19 protein-coding genes are annotated in these 19,075 nt (G+C 53.9%); 9 read left to right on the top strand and 10 right to left on the bottom strand.

Annotation, left to right across the window (positions count from 1 at the left end; all coding sequences use genetic code 11):
- Positions 1 to 120 precede the first annotated feature (120 nt).
- Positions 121 to 1,101, top strand: a complete 981-nt coding sequence (gene ydcK, locus IM282_RS07365) for a YdcK family protein (protein WP_192970281.1) — start codon at positions 121 to 123, stop codon at positions 1,099 to 1,101.
- Here the strand turns inward: ydcK and rimL are convergent.
- From rimL to IM282_RS07345, 4 genes are all read right to left on the bottom strand, one after another.
- Positions 1,096 to 1,635, bottom strand: coding sequence for a 50S ribosomal protein L7/L12-serine acetyltransferase (gene rimL / locus IM282_RS07360; RefSeq protein WP_022648080.1), 540 nt, complete (start codon positions 1,633 to 1,635; stop codon positions 1,096 to 1,098). The genes ydcK and rimL overlap by 6 nt on opposite strands.
- A gap of 105 nt (positions 1,636 to 1,740) precedes the next feature.
- Positions 1,741 to 3,396, bottom strand: coding sequence for a glucan biosynthesis protein D (locus IM282_RS07355; RefSeq protein WP_032622222.1), 1,656 nt, complete (start codon positions 3,394 to 3,396; stop codon positions 1,741 to 1,743).
- Between the two features lie 230 nt (positions 3,397 to 3,626).
- The gene (locus IM282_RS07350) at positions 3,627 to 4,400 is read right to left on the bottom strand and encodes an ABC transporter substrate-binding protein (protein ID WP_038416033.1); all 774 of its coding nucleotides are present in this window, start codon (positions 4,398 to 4,400) and stop codon (positions 3,627 to 3,629) included.
- Between the two features lie 10 nt (positions 4,401 to 4,410).
- Entirely contained in the window at positions 4,411 to 5,580 is a 1,170-nt protein-coding gene (locus IM282_RS07345; RefSeq protein WP_023306171.1) for a pyridoxal phosphate-dependent aminotransferase, read from the bottom strand.
- A gap of 113 nt (positions 5,581 to 5,693) precedes the next feature.
- Here IM282_RS07345 and IM282_RS07340 point away from each other — a divergent pair, with 113 nt between their 5' ends.
- Positions 5,694 to 6,536 carry a LysR family transcriptional regulator gene (locus IM282_RS07340; protein WP_046621598.1) on the top strand — a complete coding sequence of 281 codons (843 nt, stop codon included), beginning with the start codon at positions 5,694 to 5,696 and terminating at the stop codon, positions 6,534 to 6,536.
- On the opposite strand, the gene IM282_RS07335 is transcribed toward IM282_RS07340, so the two are convergent.
- Both IM282_RS07335 and IM282_RS07330 read right to left on the bottom strand, forming a co-directional pair.
- On the bottom strand, positions 6,523 to 8,028 hold the full coding sequence (locus IM282_RS07335; protein ID WP_192970280.1) for a carboxylesterase/lipase family protein: 1,506 nt from the start codon (positions 8,026 to 8,028) through the stop codon (positions 6,523 to 6,525). The two genes, IM282_RS07340 and IM282_RS07335, sit on opposite strands and share 14 nt — an antisense overlap.
- 42 nt (positions 8,029 to 8,070) lie before the next feature.
- A complete protein-coding gene (locus tag IM282_RS07330; protein ID WP_022648074.1) occupies positions 8,071 to 9,414 on the bottom strand; it encodes a VOC family protein in 1,344 nt (447 codons plus the stop codon).
- Between the two features lie 227 nt (positions 9,415 to 9,641).
- Between IM282_RS07330 and IM282_RS07325 the strand changes: the two genes are divergently transcribed.
- Positions 9,642 to 10,565: a LysR substrate-binding domain-containing protein gene (locus tag IM282_RS07325; protein WP_022648073.1), complete on the top strand. Its 924-nt coding sequence runs from the start codon at positions 9,642 to 9,644 to the stop codon at positions 10,563 to 10,565.
- Positions 10,566 to 10,606: 41 nt separating this feature from the next.
- Here the strand turns inward: IM282_RS07325 and IM282_RS07320 are convergent, their stop codons facing one another.
- From IM282_RS07320 to IM282_RS07310, 3 genes are all read right to left on the bottom strand, one after another.
- On the bottom strand, positions 10,607 to 12,295 hold the full coding sequence (locus IM282_RS07320; RefSeq protein ID WP_038416029.1) for a methyl-accepting chemotaxis protein: 1,689 nt from the start codon (positions 12,293 to 12,295) through the stop codon (positions 10,607 to 10,609).
- A 159-nt stretch (positions 12,296 to 12,454) separates the two neighbouring features.
- The gene (locus tag IM282_RS07315; RefSeq protein WP_017693450.1) at positions 12,455 to 13,573 is read right to left on the bottom strand and encodes an S-(hydroxymethyl)glutathione dehydrogenase/class III alcohol dehydrogenase; all 1,119 of its coding nucleotides are present in this window, start codon (positions 13,571 to 13,573) and stop codon (positions 12,455 to 12,457) included.
- 32 nt (positions 13,574 to 13,605) lie between these two features.
- On the bottom strand, positions 13,606 to 13,881 hold the full coding sequence (locus tag IM282_RS07310; protein WP_003857256.1) for a metal/formaldehyde-sensitive transcriptional repressor: 276 nt from the start codon (positions 13,879 to 13,881) through the stop codon (positions 13,606 to 13,608).
- Between the two features lie 243 nt (positions 13,882 to 14,124).
- On the opposite strand from IM282_RS07310, the gene IM282_RS07305 reads away from it, so the two are divergent.
- The 5 genes from IM282_RS07305 to IM282_RS07285 all read left to right on the top strand — a co-directional run bounded on the left by IM282_RS07305 (position 14,125) and on the right by IM282_RS07285 (position 16,334).
- Positions 14,125 to 14,730, top strand: coding sequence for a hypothetical protein (locus IM282_RS07305; protein ID WP_063200310.1), 606 nt, complete (start codon positions 14,125 to 14,127; stop codon positions 14,728 to 14,730).
- Between the two features lie 186 nt (positions 14,731 to 14,916).
- A complete protein-coding gene (locus tag IM282_RS07300) occupies positions 14,917 to 15,189 on the top strand; it encodes a YqjD family protein (protein WP_003857263.1) in 273 nt (90 codons plus the stop codon).
- Positions 15,190 to 15,380: 191 nt separating this feature from the next.
- Complete coding sequence (gene ycgZ, locus IM282_RS07295; protein WP_003857265.1) at positions 15,381 to 15,620, top strand: regulatory protein YcgZ; 240 nt, start codon at positions 15,381 to 15,383, stop codon at positions 15,618 to 15,620.
- A 112-nt stretch (positions 15,621 to 15,732) separates the two neighbouring features.
- Positions 15,733 to 16,032, top strand: a complete 300-nt coding sequence (locus IM282_RS07290) for a hypothetical protein (protein WP_045622789.1) — start codon at positions 15,733 to 15,735, stop codon at positions 16,030 to 16,032.
- 23 nt (positions 16,033 to 16,055) lie between these two features.
- Positions 16,056 to 16,334: a biofilm development regulator YmgB/AriR family protein gene (locus IM282_RS07285; RefSeq protein WP_075208094.1), complete on the top strand. Its 279-nt coding sequence runs from the start codon at positions 16,056 to 16,058 to the stop codon at positions 16,332 to 16,334.
- Positions 16,335 to 16,419: 85 nt separating this feature from the next.
- Here the strand turns inward: IM282_RS07285 and IM282_RS07280 are convergent, their stop codons facing one another.
- Positions 16,420 to 17,877, bottom strand: a complete 1,458-nt coding sequence (locus tag IM282_RS07280; protein ID WP_192970279.1) for an EAL domain-containing protein — start codon at positions 17,875 to 17,877, stop codon at positions 16,420 to 16,422.
- Between the two features lie 286 nt (positions 17,878 to 18,163).
- Between IM282_RS07280 and IM282_RS07275 the strand changes: the two genes are divergently transcribed.
- Complete coding sequence (locus IM282_RS07275) at positions 18,164 to 19,048, top strand: hypothetical protein (RefSeq protein WP_023300064.1); 885 nt, start codon at positions 18,164 to 18,166, stop codon at positions 19,046 to 19,048.
- Positions 19,049 to 19,075 lie beyond the last annotated feature (27 nt).

Genomic DNA, 19,075 nt, shown 5'->3' with positions numbered 1-19,075 from the left:
TTTTTTAAACTTTAAAATGTATTTTAAATGCCATTTTAAGGGGTTTACCGTGCAGACGCCAGCACTTCGAAACGCCAAAAGTTTGCTACGTTTAGTGAATGGCTTTTCAGGGAAAACACGATGACAAAATACAGGCTTAGCAATGAAACCCGTCTCTGGCGCTGGCAGGACGGATCAACGCCGTGCACAACCCTACTCAGACAGATTATTGCCGCAAAGGATTTTAACGATGTGACCAGCGGGACAAAAGGTGGTTGGGTTGAGGATGAACACGCGCTCGCCCAGGACGGGGATTGCTGGGTTTATGATGAAAACAGCGTGGTGTTTGCCGGGGCCAGGATATCCGGCAACGCCCGCCTCACCCAACCTTGCATCGTAAGCCACCGCACACACGTAGGCGGCAACAGCTGGCTTGACGCGGCAGAGGTGAGTCACGGCGCGGCAATAAGTGACAACGTCACTATCCAGCACTCCACCGTACGCGGGGAATGCCGTATCGCGGGTGACGCGCGGGTGCTGCATAATAGCATGGTGATTGCAGCCAAAGGGCTGACACCCGACCGTGAGCAGATCCTGCAGATATACGACAGAGCCACGGTCAGCCAGTCGCGTATTGTGCATCAGGCGCAAATCTACGGCGATGCCATGGTGACCTGGGCCTTTGTTGAGCACCGCGCGGAGGTGTTCGACCGCGCCATTCTTGAGGGCAACGCGCTTAATAACGTCTGGGTGTGCGACTGCGCCAAAGTGTACGGCAACGCCCGCCTGCTGGCCGGTTTAGAGGATGATGCGATCCCGACCGTGCGGTACAGTTCACAGGTCGCGGAAAACGCCCTCGTCGAAGGTAACTGCGTGATTAAACACCACGTATTGATTGGTGGCGAGGCGTGGTTACGCGGCGGGCCGATCCTGATTGATGACAAGGTCGTTATTCAGGGGCGCGCGCGTATCAGCGGTGATGTCCTGATTGAGCATCAGGTGGAGATGACAGACGATGCGGCGATCGAGGCGCTGGAGGGTGAAAGCATTCACGTCCGGGGAGCCAAAGTGATCAACGGTGACACGCGGATCACCCGGACGCCGCTGCTGGGGGCGCTATAGCGGGAATAACCTGGCGTACAGGTTTACGTCATCGAAGCGGCCGTTGAGCATTTCCGCTTCCCGCAAACAACCTTCCAGCGCAAAACCGTTGCGCTGCGCCACGCGGTTACTGTTATGGTTAGCCACGCGACATTTGATCACAAAGCGGCGGATCTCGCCGCGCTCAACGTAATAGCGCATAAACGCCTGTAGCGCCTGAGAGAGAATGCCCTGCCCCTGATGCGCTTTGTCAAGCCAGTAGCCGATGTACCCGGCCTTATTCGCAGGCTCTATCGCGTTAAAAGAAAGCACGCCCACCAGCTCGTCCTTCATGAAAATCAGGAACATTTTGGCGTAGCCGCGCTGGTGCAGCATCTGGTTGCTCTGCACGTTACGGCGCGTGTCCTCTTCAGTGCCGACATGCTGCGCCCAGTCGAAGGCGGTTTGCAGCCAGGTTTTGTTTTTAATAACGAGGTTATGCAGATCGGTGGTATAGCGCTCTTCGACGGCGCGAAGCTCGATTTCCTGGGTTACGGGGATAATTTCTGAAGACATAGTGCCTCTTAATTGCCGGGTGGCGCTAACGCTTACCCGGCCTACAAATGCGTCCGGATCAGGCCGGGTAAGGCGAAGCCGCCACCCGGCACAAACCCATAAGGACTAACGCATGATCCGGTCGTCAACGTAGTTACGTTTGTCCGGCGCGGGCGGGAAATACTGGTACAGCCAGGTCTCGCTGATGGCGTCGCCCTGACAGCGCAGGAACAGACGCATATCGACCGGCTCGGTGGAGTCAGAGGTTGGATACCAGTCAAACAGAATGCGATACCCGTCGAACGGCTCGACGTAGAGGATCTCCACCTGCTTCGCTTCACCGCTGGACAGGGTGATCACCGGCTCAATGCCCTTCGGTGCGGCGGCCTTCAAATCGCCCCCGACGAAGTCGATGGCAAAGCGACGGGCCCACACTTTCGGGTAATTTTCACCAGGCGCCCAGCCCTCCGGGAAGCCGCCCATACCGGTACGGGTAGCGTAGACGTTTGCCAGCGGTGAACGCACCGGCGGCTGCGCGCTCCAGTAGAGACGGTATTTGAAGTCCAGTTCATCACCCGCCTGCACCGGTTTTTCCGGCTGCCAGAAGCAGACCACGTTATCGAGCGTCTCGCCGGTTGTCGGGATCTCCATCAGGGCGATGGATCCTTTACCCCAGTTGTTGCGCGGCTCGACCCACAGGCTTGGTCGCTTGTTATACCAGCCCATGACGTCCTGGTAATGGGAGAAATCACGGTCAAGCTGCAACAAACCAAAGCCTTTCGGGTTTTTATCCAGATAAGCGTTAAATTGCAGCTTTTGCGGGTTGTTCAGCGGTCGGCAGATCCACTCTCCGTTACCGCGCCACATTGCCAGGCGGTCTGAATCGTGGATCTGCGGATGAATGGTGTCGCACATGCGGCGTTCGTTGTTGCCGCAGCTGAACATGCTGGTCATCGGCGCGATGCCGAGCTGCTTGATGTCTTTGCGCGCATAGAGATGGTTTTCGACGTCCATGATCACCTGGCTCTTCTCACAGTGGATCACAAACTTATAGGCACCGGTAATGCTCGGGCTGTCCAGCAGCGCATAGACGGTAAAGGTGGTATCGCCCGGCTTAACGGTTTCAAACCAGAAGGAGGTGAAATCCGGGAACTCTTCCGGGGTGTCAGTAAAGGTATCCACCGCCAGCCCGCGCGCGGAAAGGCCGTACTGGTAGGTATCATCCACTGCGCGGAAGTAACTCGCGCCCAGGAACGAAACGATATCGCGTCGCGCCAGTTCGGGCGCTTTAAAGACGCGGAATCCGGCGAAGCCGAGGTCACTCTGACCTTCAAGCTGTTTGGTATCCACGCCCGTATCGCCGTAGCTGAACAGCTCTGGACGGAAGTGGATCTCACGCGCCTGAGAGGTGCTTTGATCCAGCGAGAACATGCGCACGCGGCGGCGGAATCCCATCCCCATATGGAAGAACTGGGCGTCCAGCTGGCGACCTTCAATGTTATTCCACAGCGACTGTTTCTCATCGTAACGGATGGCGTTGTACGCCTGCGGCGTCATGGTGGCCAGCGTTTCCGGCAGCGGACGCGGCGCACCACCCCACGGGGTTTTCGCCAGATCGTGCGCCATGGATTGCAGAACAGAGAAGTCAAAGCGACGGCTCTGACCGTCGGCAATGTCGGAGTCAGCAGCATACGCCGCCTGGGAAAACAGAGAAGCAAGGCCAGAAGTGCCGCTCAGGGCAGCCATTGCCAGGGAACCTTTGAGAAAACGTCTGCGATTCATGCCTGAGAAAACGTCCTTATGGTCGTGTGAATGAGTTTCGCGCGCAGCGAAATGACGGCAAGAAAGAACGCACAGCCTAAACAAAAACGGTTAAGAATCCAATTGTTGGAGGGTGATTATCTGAACAAACCGAGAAATATTTTCTGTCGACCAGAACGGCCTGAAAAAGGGGTAAAGTTATGTATAAAAATGTCCCGGCTGGACATCGTCAGCCGGGACCAACGAGGCGGTTATTTTACGCTGACATCGATACCCGGGAAGTACTTATCAGCCAGTTTAGCGATCGTGCCGTCGGCACGTACTTTATCAATTGCGGCATCAAGCTGCTTTTTGGTGGCCTCATCCCCCTTACGCAGCCCAAAGCCGATCCCACTGCCGAGGATGGTGTCGTCCGACACCGGTTTGCCGATAAAGCCAAACCCTTTACCCTGCGGCTTGCTGAGGAAACCTGCCTGCCCGGCCGCTGACATGACCAGCGAGGCATCGATGCGGCCATTCAGCAGATCTCCCCAGGCCATATTCTGATCTTTATAAGACACCACGGTGACACCGTGCTTTTCCCAGTGCTCTTTGGCGTAGGTTTCCTGAATTGAACCCTGAAGAACGCCGATGGTTTTGCCCTTCAGCCCTTCCGGCGTGGCCTCTACCGCAGAACCGGCTTTGCCCACCAGCTGGGAGGGAATACGGTAGATGGGCTGGGTAAAATCAATGCTCTTACGACGCTGTTCGGTGATGTTCATCGCCGAGTTTATGGCGTCGAACTTTTTCGCCACCAGACCGGGAATCAACGCATCAAACGAGGTTTCTACCCAGCTGCACTTCAGCGCGGCGGCTTTACAGATGGCATTTCCCAGTTCTACGTCAAATCCTTCCAGCTCCCCTGAGGCATTGCGGCTTTCAAACGGCGGATATTCCGCTTCCAGCCCGTATCGCAACTCGGTAGCAGCAAACGACGAGAATGAACACAGCAGTCCTATGCCGACAACTAACGCGCGTAATTTCATCTCAAATTCCTTAACGTGGTGTAACCCGACAAAGGGCCTGGGCACCTGCCCGTAACGTCGCCTCATCTTTCGCAAAAGAGAGACGGATCAGTTTATTGTCCGTGCCATCGGCATAAAACGCTGACAGCGGAATGGTGGCAACCCCGTACTCAACAATCAGCCTTTTCACCATCTCGCTGTCGCGCTCGTCGCTAAAGCCGCTGTAATCCGCAAGCAGGAAGAACGAACCGGCACTCGGAAGCAGCCTGAACGGTGAGTCGGCGAGCAAGCTTTGCAGCAGATCGCGCTTGCGCTGATAAAACGCCGCCAGCGACAGCCAGGTTTGCGGATCGGTCATGTGTTCGGCAAACGCGTACTGCATCGGCGTATCGGCCGAGAACATTAAAAATTGATGGACCTTACATATCTCATCCATCAGCTCCGCGGGCGCCACACAATAACCCACTCGCCAGCCGGTGACGTGATAGGTTTTTCCGAAAGAAGAAATAATCACGCTGCGCTCCGCCAGTTGCGGGTGCGTTGCCATCCCGTGATGCGGTTCGCCATCAAAAACGACGTGCTCGTACACTTCGTCAGACAAAATGATGATGTCGGTGTGGCGCGTCAGCGCTGCCAGCTGGTGCAGATCGGCGGCTGAAAACACCTGTCCGCTCGGGTTGTGCGGCGTATTGACGATGATCATCCGCGTGCGTGGGGTAATAGCCGCGCGTACTTCATCCCAGTTCACGGCAAAATCCGGTACCGTCAGCTTAATAGCGATCGGCGTCGCCCCCTGCAGACGGACAATCGGCGCATAGCTGTCAAAGGAGGGCTCGAAATAGATCACCTCATCGCCAGGATGAACCAGCCCGCTGATGGCTGAGTAAAGCCCTTCGCTGGCGCTGGCAGTCACCAGTACCTCACTCGCCGGGTCATAGCGGGTGCCATAGAGCGTGGCAATTTTGTCCGCGATGCGCTCTCTGAGCGGTTGCAGCCCGGTCATGGAGGCATACTGGTTATGCCCTGACTCCATGGCGCGAGTGACGCCGGAGATAAGTTTTGGGTCGCAGGAAAAATTCGGCGCACCCTGAGAAAGGTTGATGGCGTTATGCCGGGCTGAAAGCTGGCCGATAACGGTAAAAATGGTGGTTCCTACATCGGGCAATTTGGAGCGGGTCTGCACCGGCGTTTTCAAAGTCATCCTCTGTCCCTTCTCGTGGTGAATGCATAACTATTCAAACAATAACTTGATTGCCGGGACAATCGAATTGTTGTCATAATAGCCATGACAAAAACGCATAGCTAAGGTGAGATATGTCGCGTCGTTCATTTCCGCTTAATGCCGTAGAGACGTTTATCGTGACCGCGCGTCACCTGAATCTTACCCATGCCGCGAAGGAGCTTTGTCTGACGCAGGGGGCGGTAAGCCGCAAAATTGCCTCGCTGGAAAGCTGGTTCGGCTTCCCGCTGTTCGAACGCCATGCTCGCGGCCTGCGTCTTTCTTCACAGGGAAGCGCCCTGCTGCCGGAACTGCAATCTGCGTTTGAGCACCTGCTTAACGTTGCTGAACAGGCGCGGACGCACCAGACCGTAATTCGTCTGAAAGCGCCTACCTGCGCGATGCGCTGGCTGGTACCGCGTCTGTTACAGGTCGAGCGCGAACAGCCGGAACTCCAGATTGCGCTGACCACTACCACCGATCATAACGTCAATTTCAAAACCGAATCCTATGACGCGGCGATTGTGTTTGGAACGCACATGAGCGCCGGCGATCTGCTGTTCGAAGAGGCCTTAACCCCGGTGATGAGCCCGCTGCGGGCCGGTTCTGCGCTGGAAACACTCACCTTCCTTCACCCCACGCGGGACAAAACGGACTGGACGCTGTGGCTGGCGAAACAGCCGCGTCCGGCGCAAGCTATGCTCAAAAATCAACACTTTGAAACCATGGATCTGGCCATTACCGCCGCCATTCAGGGGCTGGGCATCGCCATTGCGGATGAAACGCTGGTGGAGGAGGACGTGCACGCCGGACGGCTGATGCGGCCTTATGATACGAGCATAAAGACGGGGGCGAGCTACCGGCTGGTGTTACGCGACGCACCCGACCCGGAGAACGGGCTGGATGCGTTTCGTGCCTGTCTGCTCAGTCGAGGCTGACGTGGTGTTTCATTACCCGTTTGAAGAGGCTCATACGGGCACGCATAAAACGGTTTTCAAGCCGAAAACCTGCATGTTTATTCACACCGATGCGTAACAACACGTCCCGCCCTTTCCGGCAGGCGGGCCAGCGCGTGGGCCCCACCAGGCTATCGCGTGCTCCCGCATCCCGGGCGAAGCTCACCCAGTAATCCGCCACCTGAGCGGCGAAGGCCAGATCGCGTTCATTTACATACTGCCGCGAGGGTTCCACCTGCCCAAGGGTATCGAACACGTAGGGCACTTCGTTACCGTGCCAGGCGCCGTTGGTATACGTCGCGTGCTCCGCTTCGGCCACATAATCAAACCAGTATCGCCAGCACAGGCCGCCTGCCCGCTGCTGCGCCTGCATCACCACATATCCCATGGTGGTAAAGGCCATGTCGCGGCAAACCTGCCTGCCGAGTTCCTCATCGCCCTTCACGCCCGGATAAAGCAGCTTGATCAGCCCCAGGCCAAAGCGCCGCTCGCGACGGAGCTTCTGAATCTGACCGGCCAGATCGATCCCGAACACCGACATCACGCTGGCTTCGTCGCTGTTTGACCCAATCATCACCGGTACTGAATGCTGACGGGCAGCGAAAAAGACATCGAGCATGGCCTCAGGCAAAACGCAGTCACCCACGATGGGCGCAGGGGCGATATTCAGTGGCGAGGTCAGCGGCCAGAACGCCTCAGGCGGGATCGCGCGAAGCTGTTCCGCGGTGGCATTTTGCAGGCCAAAATGGGCAGCAATCACTTCGCCTTTATGCATGGCCTGCTCGCGCGGGGTGTCGGGCAGCGTGTACCCGCTTTGCACAATGGCTTTATGGAACAGTCCTCCCGCAAGCGGAGAAGCCATCAGCGACAGCACGCTGCGCGCACCGGCCGACTCGCCAAATACGGTGATGTTCTCAGGATCGCCGCCGAACGCGGCAATGTTATCGCGCACCCATTCCAGGGCCTGGATCTGATCGAGCAGCGCAAAGTTATGCACCACGCGTTCTTCTTCCCCCTCAAGCGCCGGATGGGCAAAAAAGCCGAGGTGGCCGAGACGGTAATTAATTGTCACCACCACCGTGCCGCGCTTCGCCAGCGCCCTGCCGTTATACGGAGGCAGACCGCCAGCGCCGAGTGTAAATCCTCCGCCGTGCAGCCAGACCATCACCGGAAGCGGATCGGCGCGTACGACTGGCGACCAGACGTTAAGGTACAGGCAGTCTTCAGAGAACTGGCCAGGATCGCCGCCGCCCAGCTCCTGACAGCTTTCGCTGCTCTGCCAGCTGGAGGCGGAGAATGCCGTCGCCGGACGCACGCCATCCCAGCGTGCAGGGGGGCGTGGGGAGCGCCAGCGCCACGGGCCAACCGGCGGTGCCGCATAAGGAATGCCACACCACACATGGGTATCGCCTTCAGTAGAACCAATTAGTGCGCCCTGGCGCGTTTCAACCACAGGGGCGGAGGGATTTTCCATACCAACCTTCTTTTTCCATCACACCCCTGCAGAGTAACGGTTTCAGAGCAAACCGCAACGCTGTTTGCTGCGCGCTTCCGCCTCCTCGTAAAGCGTAAACTCGTCGTACACCGCACAGCCGAGCGCGGCTTCGAAGGCATTGCGGCTGGCATTGCCGTGGCTGCGCGCCTGCGTTTCATTGCCAAGATTCGACTGGAAAATCCCCGCCGCGCTGACGGGCAGAAAATCCTCATAGGTGATCGGCTGCGCCACAACCCAGCCGCGTTCGATCAGCGGCTGCGGATCGTCGCCGGGACGAAACGCGTGGCGATGCGCCTCACCTGTCGGAGTCAGACGGTAGCGGAAATAAGCCAGCCCCTGACGGCGCAGGAACATTTCGCTGTCCGGGAAGGTGCTGAAGATCTCGCGCAGGTGAAGCTGATGGGTCAGGTTGTCTTTGCCGGTCCCGGCCTGATTTAACAGACGGTCGTACAGCTCGCGCCCTTTCGGCGTAAGGGCCACGCCCCGCTGCTCAATCTCACCGAAACGCGCGGTATGCGTACCCTTGTGTTCTCCCGCGAAAAGCACCGGCTCTTCCAGCGCCTTAAAGCTGGTCTGGCGCAGGAGGATCGGCACCTCGCGGCGCGGCGGGCCTTCAATCAGGATTTTCGGCTCAATGCCGTACTTCGGCATCAGTTCCTGTACCCGGTCGATATCCAGCGTGCGCGGCGTGAGATGGTTGATATGGCACCCCGGGAAACAGACCACGTCGGCTATCAGGCGATGTTCGTTGCTAAGCGCCAGATAGGTTTCCTGATCGACCGTCGCATGGCGATGCCAGCGGAAGGTTTCTAAGGCTTCCTGCACAAATTCGCGCGCCTGTGCCTCGGTAAAGTGTCCCTGTACATCATGCAGGTCGATCAGGTCCAGGCAGCGCGGCGTAAAGATGTTGCGCCGGGAGAGGATCTCTGCCGCCCTTTCGCGCAGCGCAACGTTTTCAATCAGCTCCAGGCGCAGCAGCGAGGTAAAAATGCGAAACGGATTACGGCAGAGCGCCGCATCGTCAGTCGGACGAAACGCCGTCGAGTGGACGGGCACGCCCGCCTGGGAGAGATCGTAGTAGCTGACCGGGTACATGCCCATAATGGCGAAGATCCGGCGCAGGGTGGAAAGCTCCTGCGCGGTGCCAACGCGGATCGCACCGTGACGTTCAACATTCAGGCGCGCCAGTTCGTCTGCATTTGCCAGTTGTTCATGTAAAAGTGGGTTATTTTCCAGAACCGCCAGGTTAACGTCCGCCACCAGTTCCAGCAAGGTGCCGTACTGCGGAACTTCCTGCTGGTACATCGCCGACATAGCCTGCGAAAAGTGTTCCCGAATATCATCAGCCGTGATGGTGTTCGCCATGATGTCATGCCTCCAGTGAATACTACCTGGAGTGTAGAGAAGCCCGTTCTTTTCGTTGGGAAGAATTTACAAATTGTGATCCAGGCAGACGAGTGGTCAAAGCATGGGCGTTTTCGAAAAACAGTTGTAACTCAAACAGATCAAATGTTAAAAATATTTTGCTATCAGGTTATCAAATTCAAACAACTTAACTTGTCACCCGCGTCGCTCTGTTTTTAACATCGCCTATGGAAAAAAATGGTCTGTTCAGTCAGCGCATACGCTTGCGCCATTTGCATACATTTGTGGCCGTCGCTCAACAGGGAACGCTGGGGCGAGCGGCTGAAACCCTTAACCTTAGTCAGCCTGCACTATCCAAAACGCTGAACGAACTGGAACAGCTTACCGGAACCCGTCTGTTCGACCGCGGCCGTCTGGGCGCTCAGCTTACGCTCGTAGGCGAACAGTTCCTGACGCATGCCGTTAAAGTTCTTGATGCCCTCAATACCGCCGGTCAGGCCTTAAACCGTAAAGAAGAGCAGGCCAGCGACATCGTGCGCGTGGGGGCACTGCCAACGGCGGCGCTGGGCATATTGCCTGCGGCGATCGGCCAGTTCCACCGCCAGCAAAAGCACGCCACGCTTCAGGTCGCGACCATGAATAACACCATGCTGTTGGCGGGCCTGAAGTCAGGCGAGCTGGATCTGGGCATTGGCCGGATGTCCGATCCGGAACTGATGAGCGGCCTGAATTACGAGCTGCTGTTCCTGGAATCACTGAAGCTGGTCGTGCGTCCGAATCATCCCCTGCTGCAGGATACCGTCACCTTAAGCCGCGTAATGGAGTGGCCGGTGGTAGTCTCCCCGAAAGGAACGGTTCCGCGTCAGAATGCGGAAGCGTTGCTGCAAATGCAGGGCTGCACGCTGCCTTCAGGGTGTATTGAAACGCTCTCGGCGTCTCTTTCGCGCCAGCTGACGGTGGATTATGACTACGTGTGGTTTGTGCCGTCCGGCGCGGTGAAGGACGATCTGCGACGCGGCGTGCTCACCGCGCTGCCGGTAACCTCACCCGGCGCAGGAGAACCCATTGGGATCCTGACGCGGGTAGATGCCCCGCTCTCTGAAGGCGCCCAAACGCTGTTAAGCGCCATTCGTAAGTCAATGCCTCTCTGACCCTAAACGCAGAACCCGCCGCGAGGGCGGGTCTGTCTTACTCAGAACGTTTCCCAGTTATCACCTGAGACAGCCGCCGCCGGGGTTAAAGGCGCGGGTTTTGCTGCGGTTGCGGCAGCAGTCCTTCCTGCTCGTGCCCCATTGAGACGAAACGCGCCAACGGCTTCCGTCAGACGCGCGCCCTGCTCTTCCAGCGAGGCCGCCGCCGCAGAGGCTTCTTCCACCAGCGAGGCATTCTGCTGCGTCACCTTATCCATCTCGGAAATCGCCTGGCTCACCTGAACAATGCCGCGGCTCTGCTCATCAGACGCGGCCGCAATCTCCAGCATAATATCGGTGACGCGTTTAACCGCCTCGACGATCTCATTCATGGTATTGCCCGCCGCAACCACCTCCCCGGAACCCTGATCGATAAGCGACACCGATTCATTAATCAGGCTTTCAATCTCTTTCGCCGCGTTCGCGCTGCGGCTTGCCAGGGTGCGGACTTCACTCGCTACGACCGCAAAGCCGCGTCCCTGTTCACCCGCACGCGCCGCCTCGACCGCCGCATTGAGCGCGAGAATATTGGTCTGGAACGCGATGCTGTTAATCACGGCGGTAATTTCAGAGATCTTCTTCGAGCTGGTGGAAATATTACCCATGGTTTTCACCACGCCGGAGACCATCTGCCCCCCGCGGCTGGCCTTACCGGAGGCATCTTCTGCAAGTTTACTCGCATGATGCGCGTTATCGGCGTTTTGCTTCACCGTCGCGGTGAGCTGCTCCATGCTGGCCGCCGTCTGTTCGATGGCCGCCGCCTGCTGTTCGGTTCGGGATGAGAGATCGGTATTACCCGCGGAGATCTCGCTGGTTCCACGGTAAATCTCCTCCGCCCCCTGCCGCACCGTGCCCACGGTTGCCACCAGCGCGTGCTGCATTGTTTGCAGATCGCGCGTCAGGCGGCCAATTTCGCTGCGCCCGGTCGGTTCGTCCGGCATGGTTAAATCGCCTTTCGCGATATTTTCGATACGCGTAGCGGCTCGCTGAAGCGGGTTTATCACCGTACGGCGCAGCACCACAAAGGTGATCACCGCCAGCGCCAGCGCCAGGCCAAACGCGCCGAACATAAACATCAGCCCCAGCCGGGTGCGGGTGTGAGCCTGCGCCGTCAGTGCGTTCGCGCGTTCGGTGCGGATTTTTATCGCCTTCAGCAACACCGCGTTATAGGCATCGTCCAGCGGACGCGCGGTCTCATTTTCATGGTTGATAATGGCTTCAAACATGCCGTTTTTGGCATATTTCAGCATCGGCTGCATACCGGCGATGTAGGCGTCATAGCGGGCTTTCAGATCGCCATCCAGCGCTTCATCAGCCTGAGTGCGAACGGTGCGCTTCATATAGGCGGCAAATCCATCCTGCGACTGCCTGATGCGGGTCTCAGCCTCAGCGATGTTTTGCTTCATCGCCTCCATCTCCGCGATGCGGCTCGCCGCCCCCGCGTGGATCATGTTGATACGGGCGGTGCGTAAATGGTTGGAACTGTTTGACAGACCGGTGCGCACCTGGATTTCTGCTGTGACATCCTGCTGATCGTTATCGGCCTGGAGCAGGAAATAGCCTGCCAGACCCGAGCTCAAGGCAAACAGGAGAATAATGCCACCGAGAATGGAGGAAAACAGCGGAACCAGCCGGATGTGATGCAAGAAACTCAGCTTGTGCTGCGCCTGCATCGATGTTGTGTTGTCCATGACCGTCGACTCTCTTATAGGTAAGATGCGTAAAAACACGCCTGTAAAAGAGTCATCGGCACAGCGGGGAATTAGATTACGCCTAAAAGCGCCAGACAGGTCACACTTTAGAGAAGATCAGGGAAGAAATGCCAGCGGGAAAAACCGCTGGCAGAATAATCAGTTGTCGCCGAAATGGATGACGGTACGAATGGATTTTCCTTCGTGCATCAGATCGAAAGCTTCGTTGATCTGCTCCAGCGGCAGGCGGTGCGTAATGAACGGGTCGAGCTGAATTTTGCCGACCATCGCATCTTCAACCATGCCCGGCAGCTGTGTACGGCCTTTCACGCCGCCAAATGCCGACCCGCGCCATACGCGCCCTGTCACCAGCTGGAAGGGACGGGTTTTAATCTCCTGACCCGCGCCGGCCACACCGATAATGATGCTCTCGCCCCAGCCTTTGTGGCAGCACTCCAGCGCTGAGCGCATTACGTTGACGTTGCCGATACATTCGAAGCTGAAATCCACGCCGCCGTCGGTCAGCTCAACGATCACGTCCTGAACCGGTTTGTCGTAGTCTTTCGGGTTGATGAAGTCGGTCGCACCCATCTCACCTGCGAGCTTAAATTTCTCCGGGTTGGTATCCACAGCAATGATACGCCCAGCTTTCGCCTGTACCGCGCCCTGTATGACCGCCAGACCGATCCCGCCCAGGCCGAACACCGCCACGGTGTCACCCTCTTTCACTTTCGCCGTGTTATGCACCGCGCCGATACCGGTGGTGACACCGCAGCCGAGCAGACAGACTTTATCCAGCGGGGCCTGCGGATTCACTTTCGCCAGTGAGATCTCGGCGCACACCGTGTATTCGCTGAAGGTGCTGGTCCCCATGTAGTGATAGATTGGCTCGCCGTTATAGGAGAAGCGGGTTGTGCCGTCCGGCATAAGACCCTTGCCCTGCGTGGCGCGCACGGCCTGACAGAGGTTAGTTTTGCCGGATTTGCAGAACTTACACTCGCCGCACTCTGCGGTGTAGAGCGGGATCACATGGTCGCCGGGCTTCAGGCTGGTAACGCCTTCACCCACTTCCACCACCACACCGCCCCCTTCGTGGCCGAGCACCGCCGGGAATACGCCTTCCGGATCGTCACCGGACAGGGTAAACGCATCGGTATGGCAGACGCCGGTGTGAGTAATTTTGATCAGCACTTCGCCTTTCTTCGGCGGAGCAACATCAATTTCAACGATTTTCAGCGGCTGGCCTGGGCCGAACGCGACAGCTGCGCGAGATTTCATGATGTCTTTCCCTTGTTGTGAGGTGTGTGGGTTTATTTTAGATAAGAGCGCAGCAAATGGCCGACTTCCGCCATCCGCACTGCCCGCTGATCCGGGGTGGTCTCCCCCGTCACCAGCTCATCTTTGAGGTGAATTTCAACCATTTCACCCATCAGGCCATTGGCAGCACCGCGCACGGCGGCTATTTGCTGCAGAATGGCGAGACAGGGATCGCCCGACTCCAGGGCGCGTTCAAGGGCATCAACCTGGCCTCGAATGCGGCGGACGCGGGTCAGAATACGTTTTTTATCTTCGGGTGAATGCGGCATACGCCCTCCTGATACTATAGGGGGGTATGGTACCCCGTATGTTATTGCCCTGTAAACCACAAGATAGAGACGCTGCAATGAGCACATCGCCGGCAAGGAACAAAAGATATTTAGGGTTTATTCTGGCCGCTACGAATCCTATTTAGCTCGTAATGTTAAAATTCAGCACTTATATGGCACGATGTGAACAGAAATAACATTCTCGTCACCTAACATACTGCTACAAACAAAATGGTGGTGTTAATGATTGTACTAAAGAGCTTTTTATTCTTTGTTGGCGCGGCGGTCGCATGCGCGCTTATTATACTTTGTCTTTGGGTTGATATGCGGTTTGTCGGCCATGATATTCCGGAATTATCACTGACCGAAATTATGCAGGAAACGGTATTAGCGACTATCGTTTTTCTCCATTTTCGTCTGGCGAAAATGAACGAATCCATGCGTTACTGTAATATACTGGTTGGCGGTTTTTTCCTGACGATGTTAATTCGTGAACTGGACGCGCTTTTTGATCTCATTTCTCATGGGAGTTGGGTGTGGTTCGCGCTGATTACCGCTCTGCTGGCTATAATTCGCCCCGTTATGCATTTTCGCACTACCCTGGAACAGCTGGCAAAATACACGCAATCCCCCTGGTACGGTATTCTGTTGAGCGGTCTGCTGGCTGTACTGGTCTTCTCCCGTCTCTTTGGGATGCAAGTGCTGTGGCACGCCATTCTGGAGCATGGCTATATGCGTGTCGTGAAAAACGCCGTGGAGGAAGGTTCGGAATCGTTCGGCTATATGCTGTGCCTGGCCGCATCCCTTGGCTATTACATTACCTTTCGCGCTAACGCACGAGAGAAATAGTCTCTTCCCGCTACGTAGACAGAGACGGCGAGGGAAATATTTATCCACTCCATCCTTAGGGCGTTATGGTGGACATGTAAGAAAGACATATCCTAAAAAGAGGTAATCAGGCGTCGATTTTAGCGAATTCTCTCTCACTCTTGCCATCAGCGTCTATCCTTAGACTATCAACAAAAGGAGGCTGGAATGTCTGATTTCGACACTGATAAAAATGCACAATACGCTGGCGATAAAGCCAAAAACAAACTTGATGAATTATCCGGCTCTGCGCAGCAGCAGTTTGGTGAATTCGTTGATTCCCCTAAACATCAGGTGAAAGGTGCAGCGAAAAAATATGCTGCTCAGGCCAGTGATGCCGTCTCGGATGTTACTGAAGCCGTCAGAAATAACCCGTTAACGGGCTTAATCGCTGCGGGTGCGGTAGGCATCGTTCTGGGACTTCTGCTGGGACGGAAATAATTTCAGGCCCTCCGGGGCCTTTTCTATGCCCCACGTTTTTCTCCCTCTCTTCCCCCCTAATTTTGATAGTTCTTATGACAAATCCCCGAACCGCACGAAAAACTTGTACAATTTAGATGTACAGATTTGACCGGATAGTATAAATTCGATGCCAGTGATGTTACAAAATTGTTTGTCAACGGTGGAAAATTATGCGTCGCAACCATGCTCCCTCTACAGCAGAAAGCGCTATAACCTTGTATTTTAACAAGGATAACGTCCCAACACAGCAGGAAACCCTTGGTGCCATCGTCAGTGAGATCATCAAAGAAAATGTACAACTGAGCAGAATGACAATTTGTACAAAGCTGTTGCGCAGAATTGAAGAATCAACGTCTGACGTAGAGAAAGCGCACTATAACGGTTTGATAGCCCTCTTCTTCGAGCGTTAACCTGAACACTGTTTTTAACTTACTAAGTTAGTCATGCTGAGTGAGAATAGAGCATCTGGATGCGATGACTAACCCCATGCTACAGCCGCGTGTAGCAGAGTGAGATTAAGCTATGCATAGAACTAAATTTGAACGACTTAAGGATGACCTTATCGGTGAGGCCGTATTATCCATACTGAAAGAGAACGGACCTATTACCTTTGCGTCTCTTGCTAATCGCCTGCAGGCGATGGCTAACGTTGAATCAAATGATGAGCGTAAAAATGCATTGATTGCCGCTGAAGATGAAGTGCGCCAGCGTGTAACCGGCGTATCGCACGACCGGGGAAGAGTGATGGGCGATTATGATATTGGCCGCATGCGCTCTCTCTTTACTCACAACACGCTTCTGAGCCCAAATAAGAAACACTAATTTTAACCGAGACGGTGACCACCATGAGTAAAGCGACTATGCACCAGACGTATAATTTTGAAGCCCTGCACGATAAAGGACTGGCGGAACACTTTCTTAATGCTGGAAAGCATCTCAGTGGTGAAGTTGAAGTGTTAGGCTCGGCAATACGCTGTATTATGCTGACCGGTGACAACCTTTCGAATAAAGAGATCATCCTGCAACTGATTCACGCCCTTGAAATTACCGAGGAGCCTGAAGCCTGCGATGTCATTCGCAACACACTTGAAATTGTTGTCGGCTTTACGCGTGATGATATCTGAGAATACACTATTGCGACGGTGAGTGAGTGTTTTTTACTGGTGGTCGAATACTGTAGTCTGTCGTACCACCAGCATAGTGAAGCCGTTAACTAAATAGCCGTACCATTCGATCCAACTCTTCTTCTTTAACCGCGCGGGAAAGATAATAACCCTGGAATCGCTTAACCCCTAACGCGACAAGTTTTTCAAATTTTTCTTCGCTATCGACGCCTTCCGCAACGCATTCGGTCCCCGTCATGTCGCTGTAAACCTGTATCGCTTTAATAATGCTATAGTCTTTGTCGTTAGCTACAAAGTGCTCAACAATATCGCGATCAAGCTTTAGTCCATCAACATTAATCAGTCTGATGGGCAGCATAGCATGATATTTTGAAAAACAGTCATCCAGAAAAAGCCGACATCCCTCGGCGCGTAAACGCTGGAGTGTTTCGGGAATATTTTTATCCTTTGTTACGTCAATCGTTTCAGCTACTTCAAAGACCAGTTTCCCGGCCCACTGCGGTTTGAATAACATTTCGACGGCCTTTTTGGCCATCCCCGGCAGCGCGTTTCCCGAAGCAAGTTGAGGAGGAATGTTAACTGAAAAATAATATTTTCCATTGTATTTATTGATACCTGATACGGCCGCATGGATGACTAACGCCGTTAGCTTGAGCCATATTTCACTATTTTTTATCCCTCCCAGAAAATAGGCTGGCTTCAGGATCTCACCTTTTTTATGCCAGCGCAGCAGGATTTCAAATCCAACTCCTTTTTTATCACTATCAGTGATAATTTGATAAGCCGCAAAGATTTCCCGTTTATGTAACGCTTGTAATATATCTATTTCCGTTTCCGAAAACACTTTTGTTTTATTTTTTCCTGCACAAACCTCATCTCTGAAAACGCGAGAGTCGCTAAACCATACTCTGATAATATATAATTTACCCAAACCCACCTTGCGATGGGTATAAATAGTTTTATCTGACAGCCCTAACCTCTTACTCTGCTCTTTTATGGAAATACCCCGATAGAAATTCAGTAGCACGGTTAACTCGCGATGTGTTAACCCATGCAAATTTTTTTTACCCTCCTTGTCCGGTACGTTACGCAACAAGCGTGAAGGGCCAGCACGCTCATCTGTCTCATTTTTTACAAAGCCCATTATTTCTGTAATATTCTCTACCCTGATCGTGGAAAGCTTTTTTGTATTATTAACGAGACTTCTCAACGTTGCATTAAGCCATCGCTCAGGTAGTGCACCATACAGGGTGACCCTGCAAATCACCGGCAGTGCATTCAGAACGGATACCAAGCGCTTCAGGCTTTCAAGAAAAGTAGCAACGTCACGACCAAGGAAAACCGAAACCTCGGGCGATTGATTTTCCATCATTTTTTCAACGTCAACGGAACATATTTCATCCTCTTCAAAATGGAGTCGCGTGGCGTGTACGCCTCGAGATTTCAGAAGCAGGCTATACCCTTCAAAGGTGAAACCGCAGGCTGAAATAACAAACCGTTGCTTGTAGCAAGTACCTTGCACAGAAGGTAAATTTTGAGACATAACCTGCTCCTGAGAATACAAACATCATTCCCATATGTAATTAAAGCCAATATTCCTTGTCGCATTGAATAATTTTACCGCACCCCATTTGGTTAATAAACCGTTATCAATGTTATGCACATGAACATCTTTGCGTTAATCAACCGACTCATCCATATGCAGCATAAATATCATTTTCTTTTCATATAACAACAGTAACCAGGACTTTCTCAAGGTATAATGAAAATTCCGAAAAAGAAGTCCGGACACTTCTTCTCATCGGCTCAGACAAAAAAGAGAAAATGCTATGGATAATCACATCTCATCCAGAGCTTTGCTACATCGGCGGGATGTCATTAAAAACAACCCGCGATTTAGTGAAGCTATAATAGAACATTACAGAATCAATGACGCCATTTATAAAAAACAACCCCTGTTCTACAAAACGATGCTTCAGGAATCACGGTTCAATATAATACTCTCAATATGTTGTTTTGTTTTTGGCAATCAGGCTGAGTCGGTCTCGGAGATTAAGGCACTGTGCTCACGCTATAATATCGCCAGCCCTAACAGCGTTATTGCGATCATCACCATACTTAAAACCACCGGGCGAATTAAGACCTGGCGCTGTACCGAAGATCGGCGAAAAACAAAAATCGCGCCTACGGAAAAAGGACTGGATGAGCTTAAACGCTATATGTCCGGGGCGTTCACGCCTGTTAGCATTCTTTATCCGACATTCAACATTAATGTTAATCTTCTGGACAATGACACACTCAGGCACAACTTTTTCCGGCGCGCCGCAGAATACCTTTTCCGCGGATTAACATTCAGTAAAGTACTTCCGGAGGTGGGTTTATTTATTGATAAGGATGGTGGCCGGATGATTATGCTCTATCTCTATTTGCAGGCCATTAAAAACAAAACAGCATACGGTGCCATAATAGCGTATTCAGCCAGCACACTTGCAAAAGAATTTTTCGTCTCGCGTATTCACGTCAACCGCATTATCAAATCGGCACAGGAGGCAGGTTATCTTAAAGATCGCGGCGATGGCCGGATGTCCATTTACCCGGCATTTATCGAACTTGTCGAAAATTATGCCGGTTTATATTTTGCCTATGTCACACATTACATCAATGTGGTGCCAAAAGAACGACGCCATGCTGTCAACATGACGTCTACACTCTGATCTGACGGGCGTTCGGCTTGCTGAACG

The sequence above is a fragment of the Enterobacter cloacae complex sp. P29RS genome (assembly GCF_014893445.1).
Taxonomy (GTDB): domain Bacteria; phylum Pseudomonadota; class Gammaproteobacteria; order Enterobacterales; family Enterobacteriaceae; genus Enterobacter; species Enterobacter intestinihominis.
This window is presented reverse-complemented; position numbering and strand designations above follow the sequence as displayed.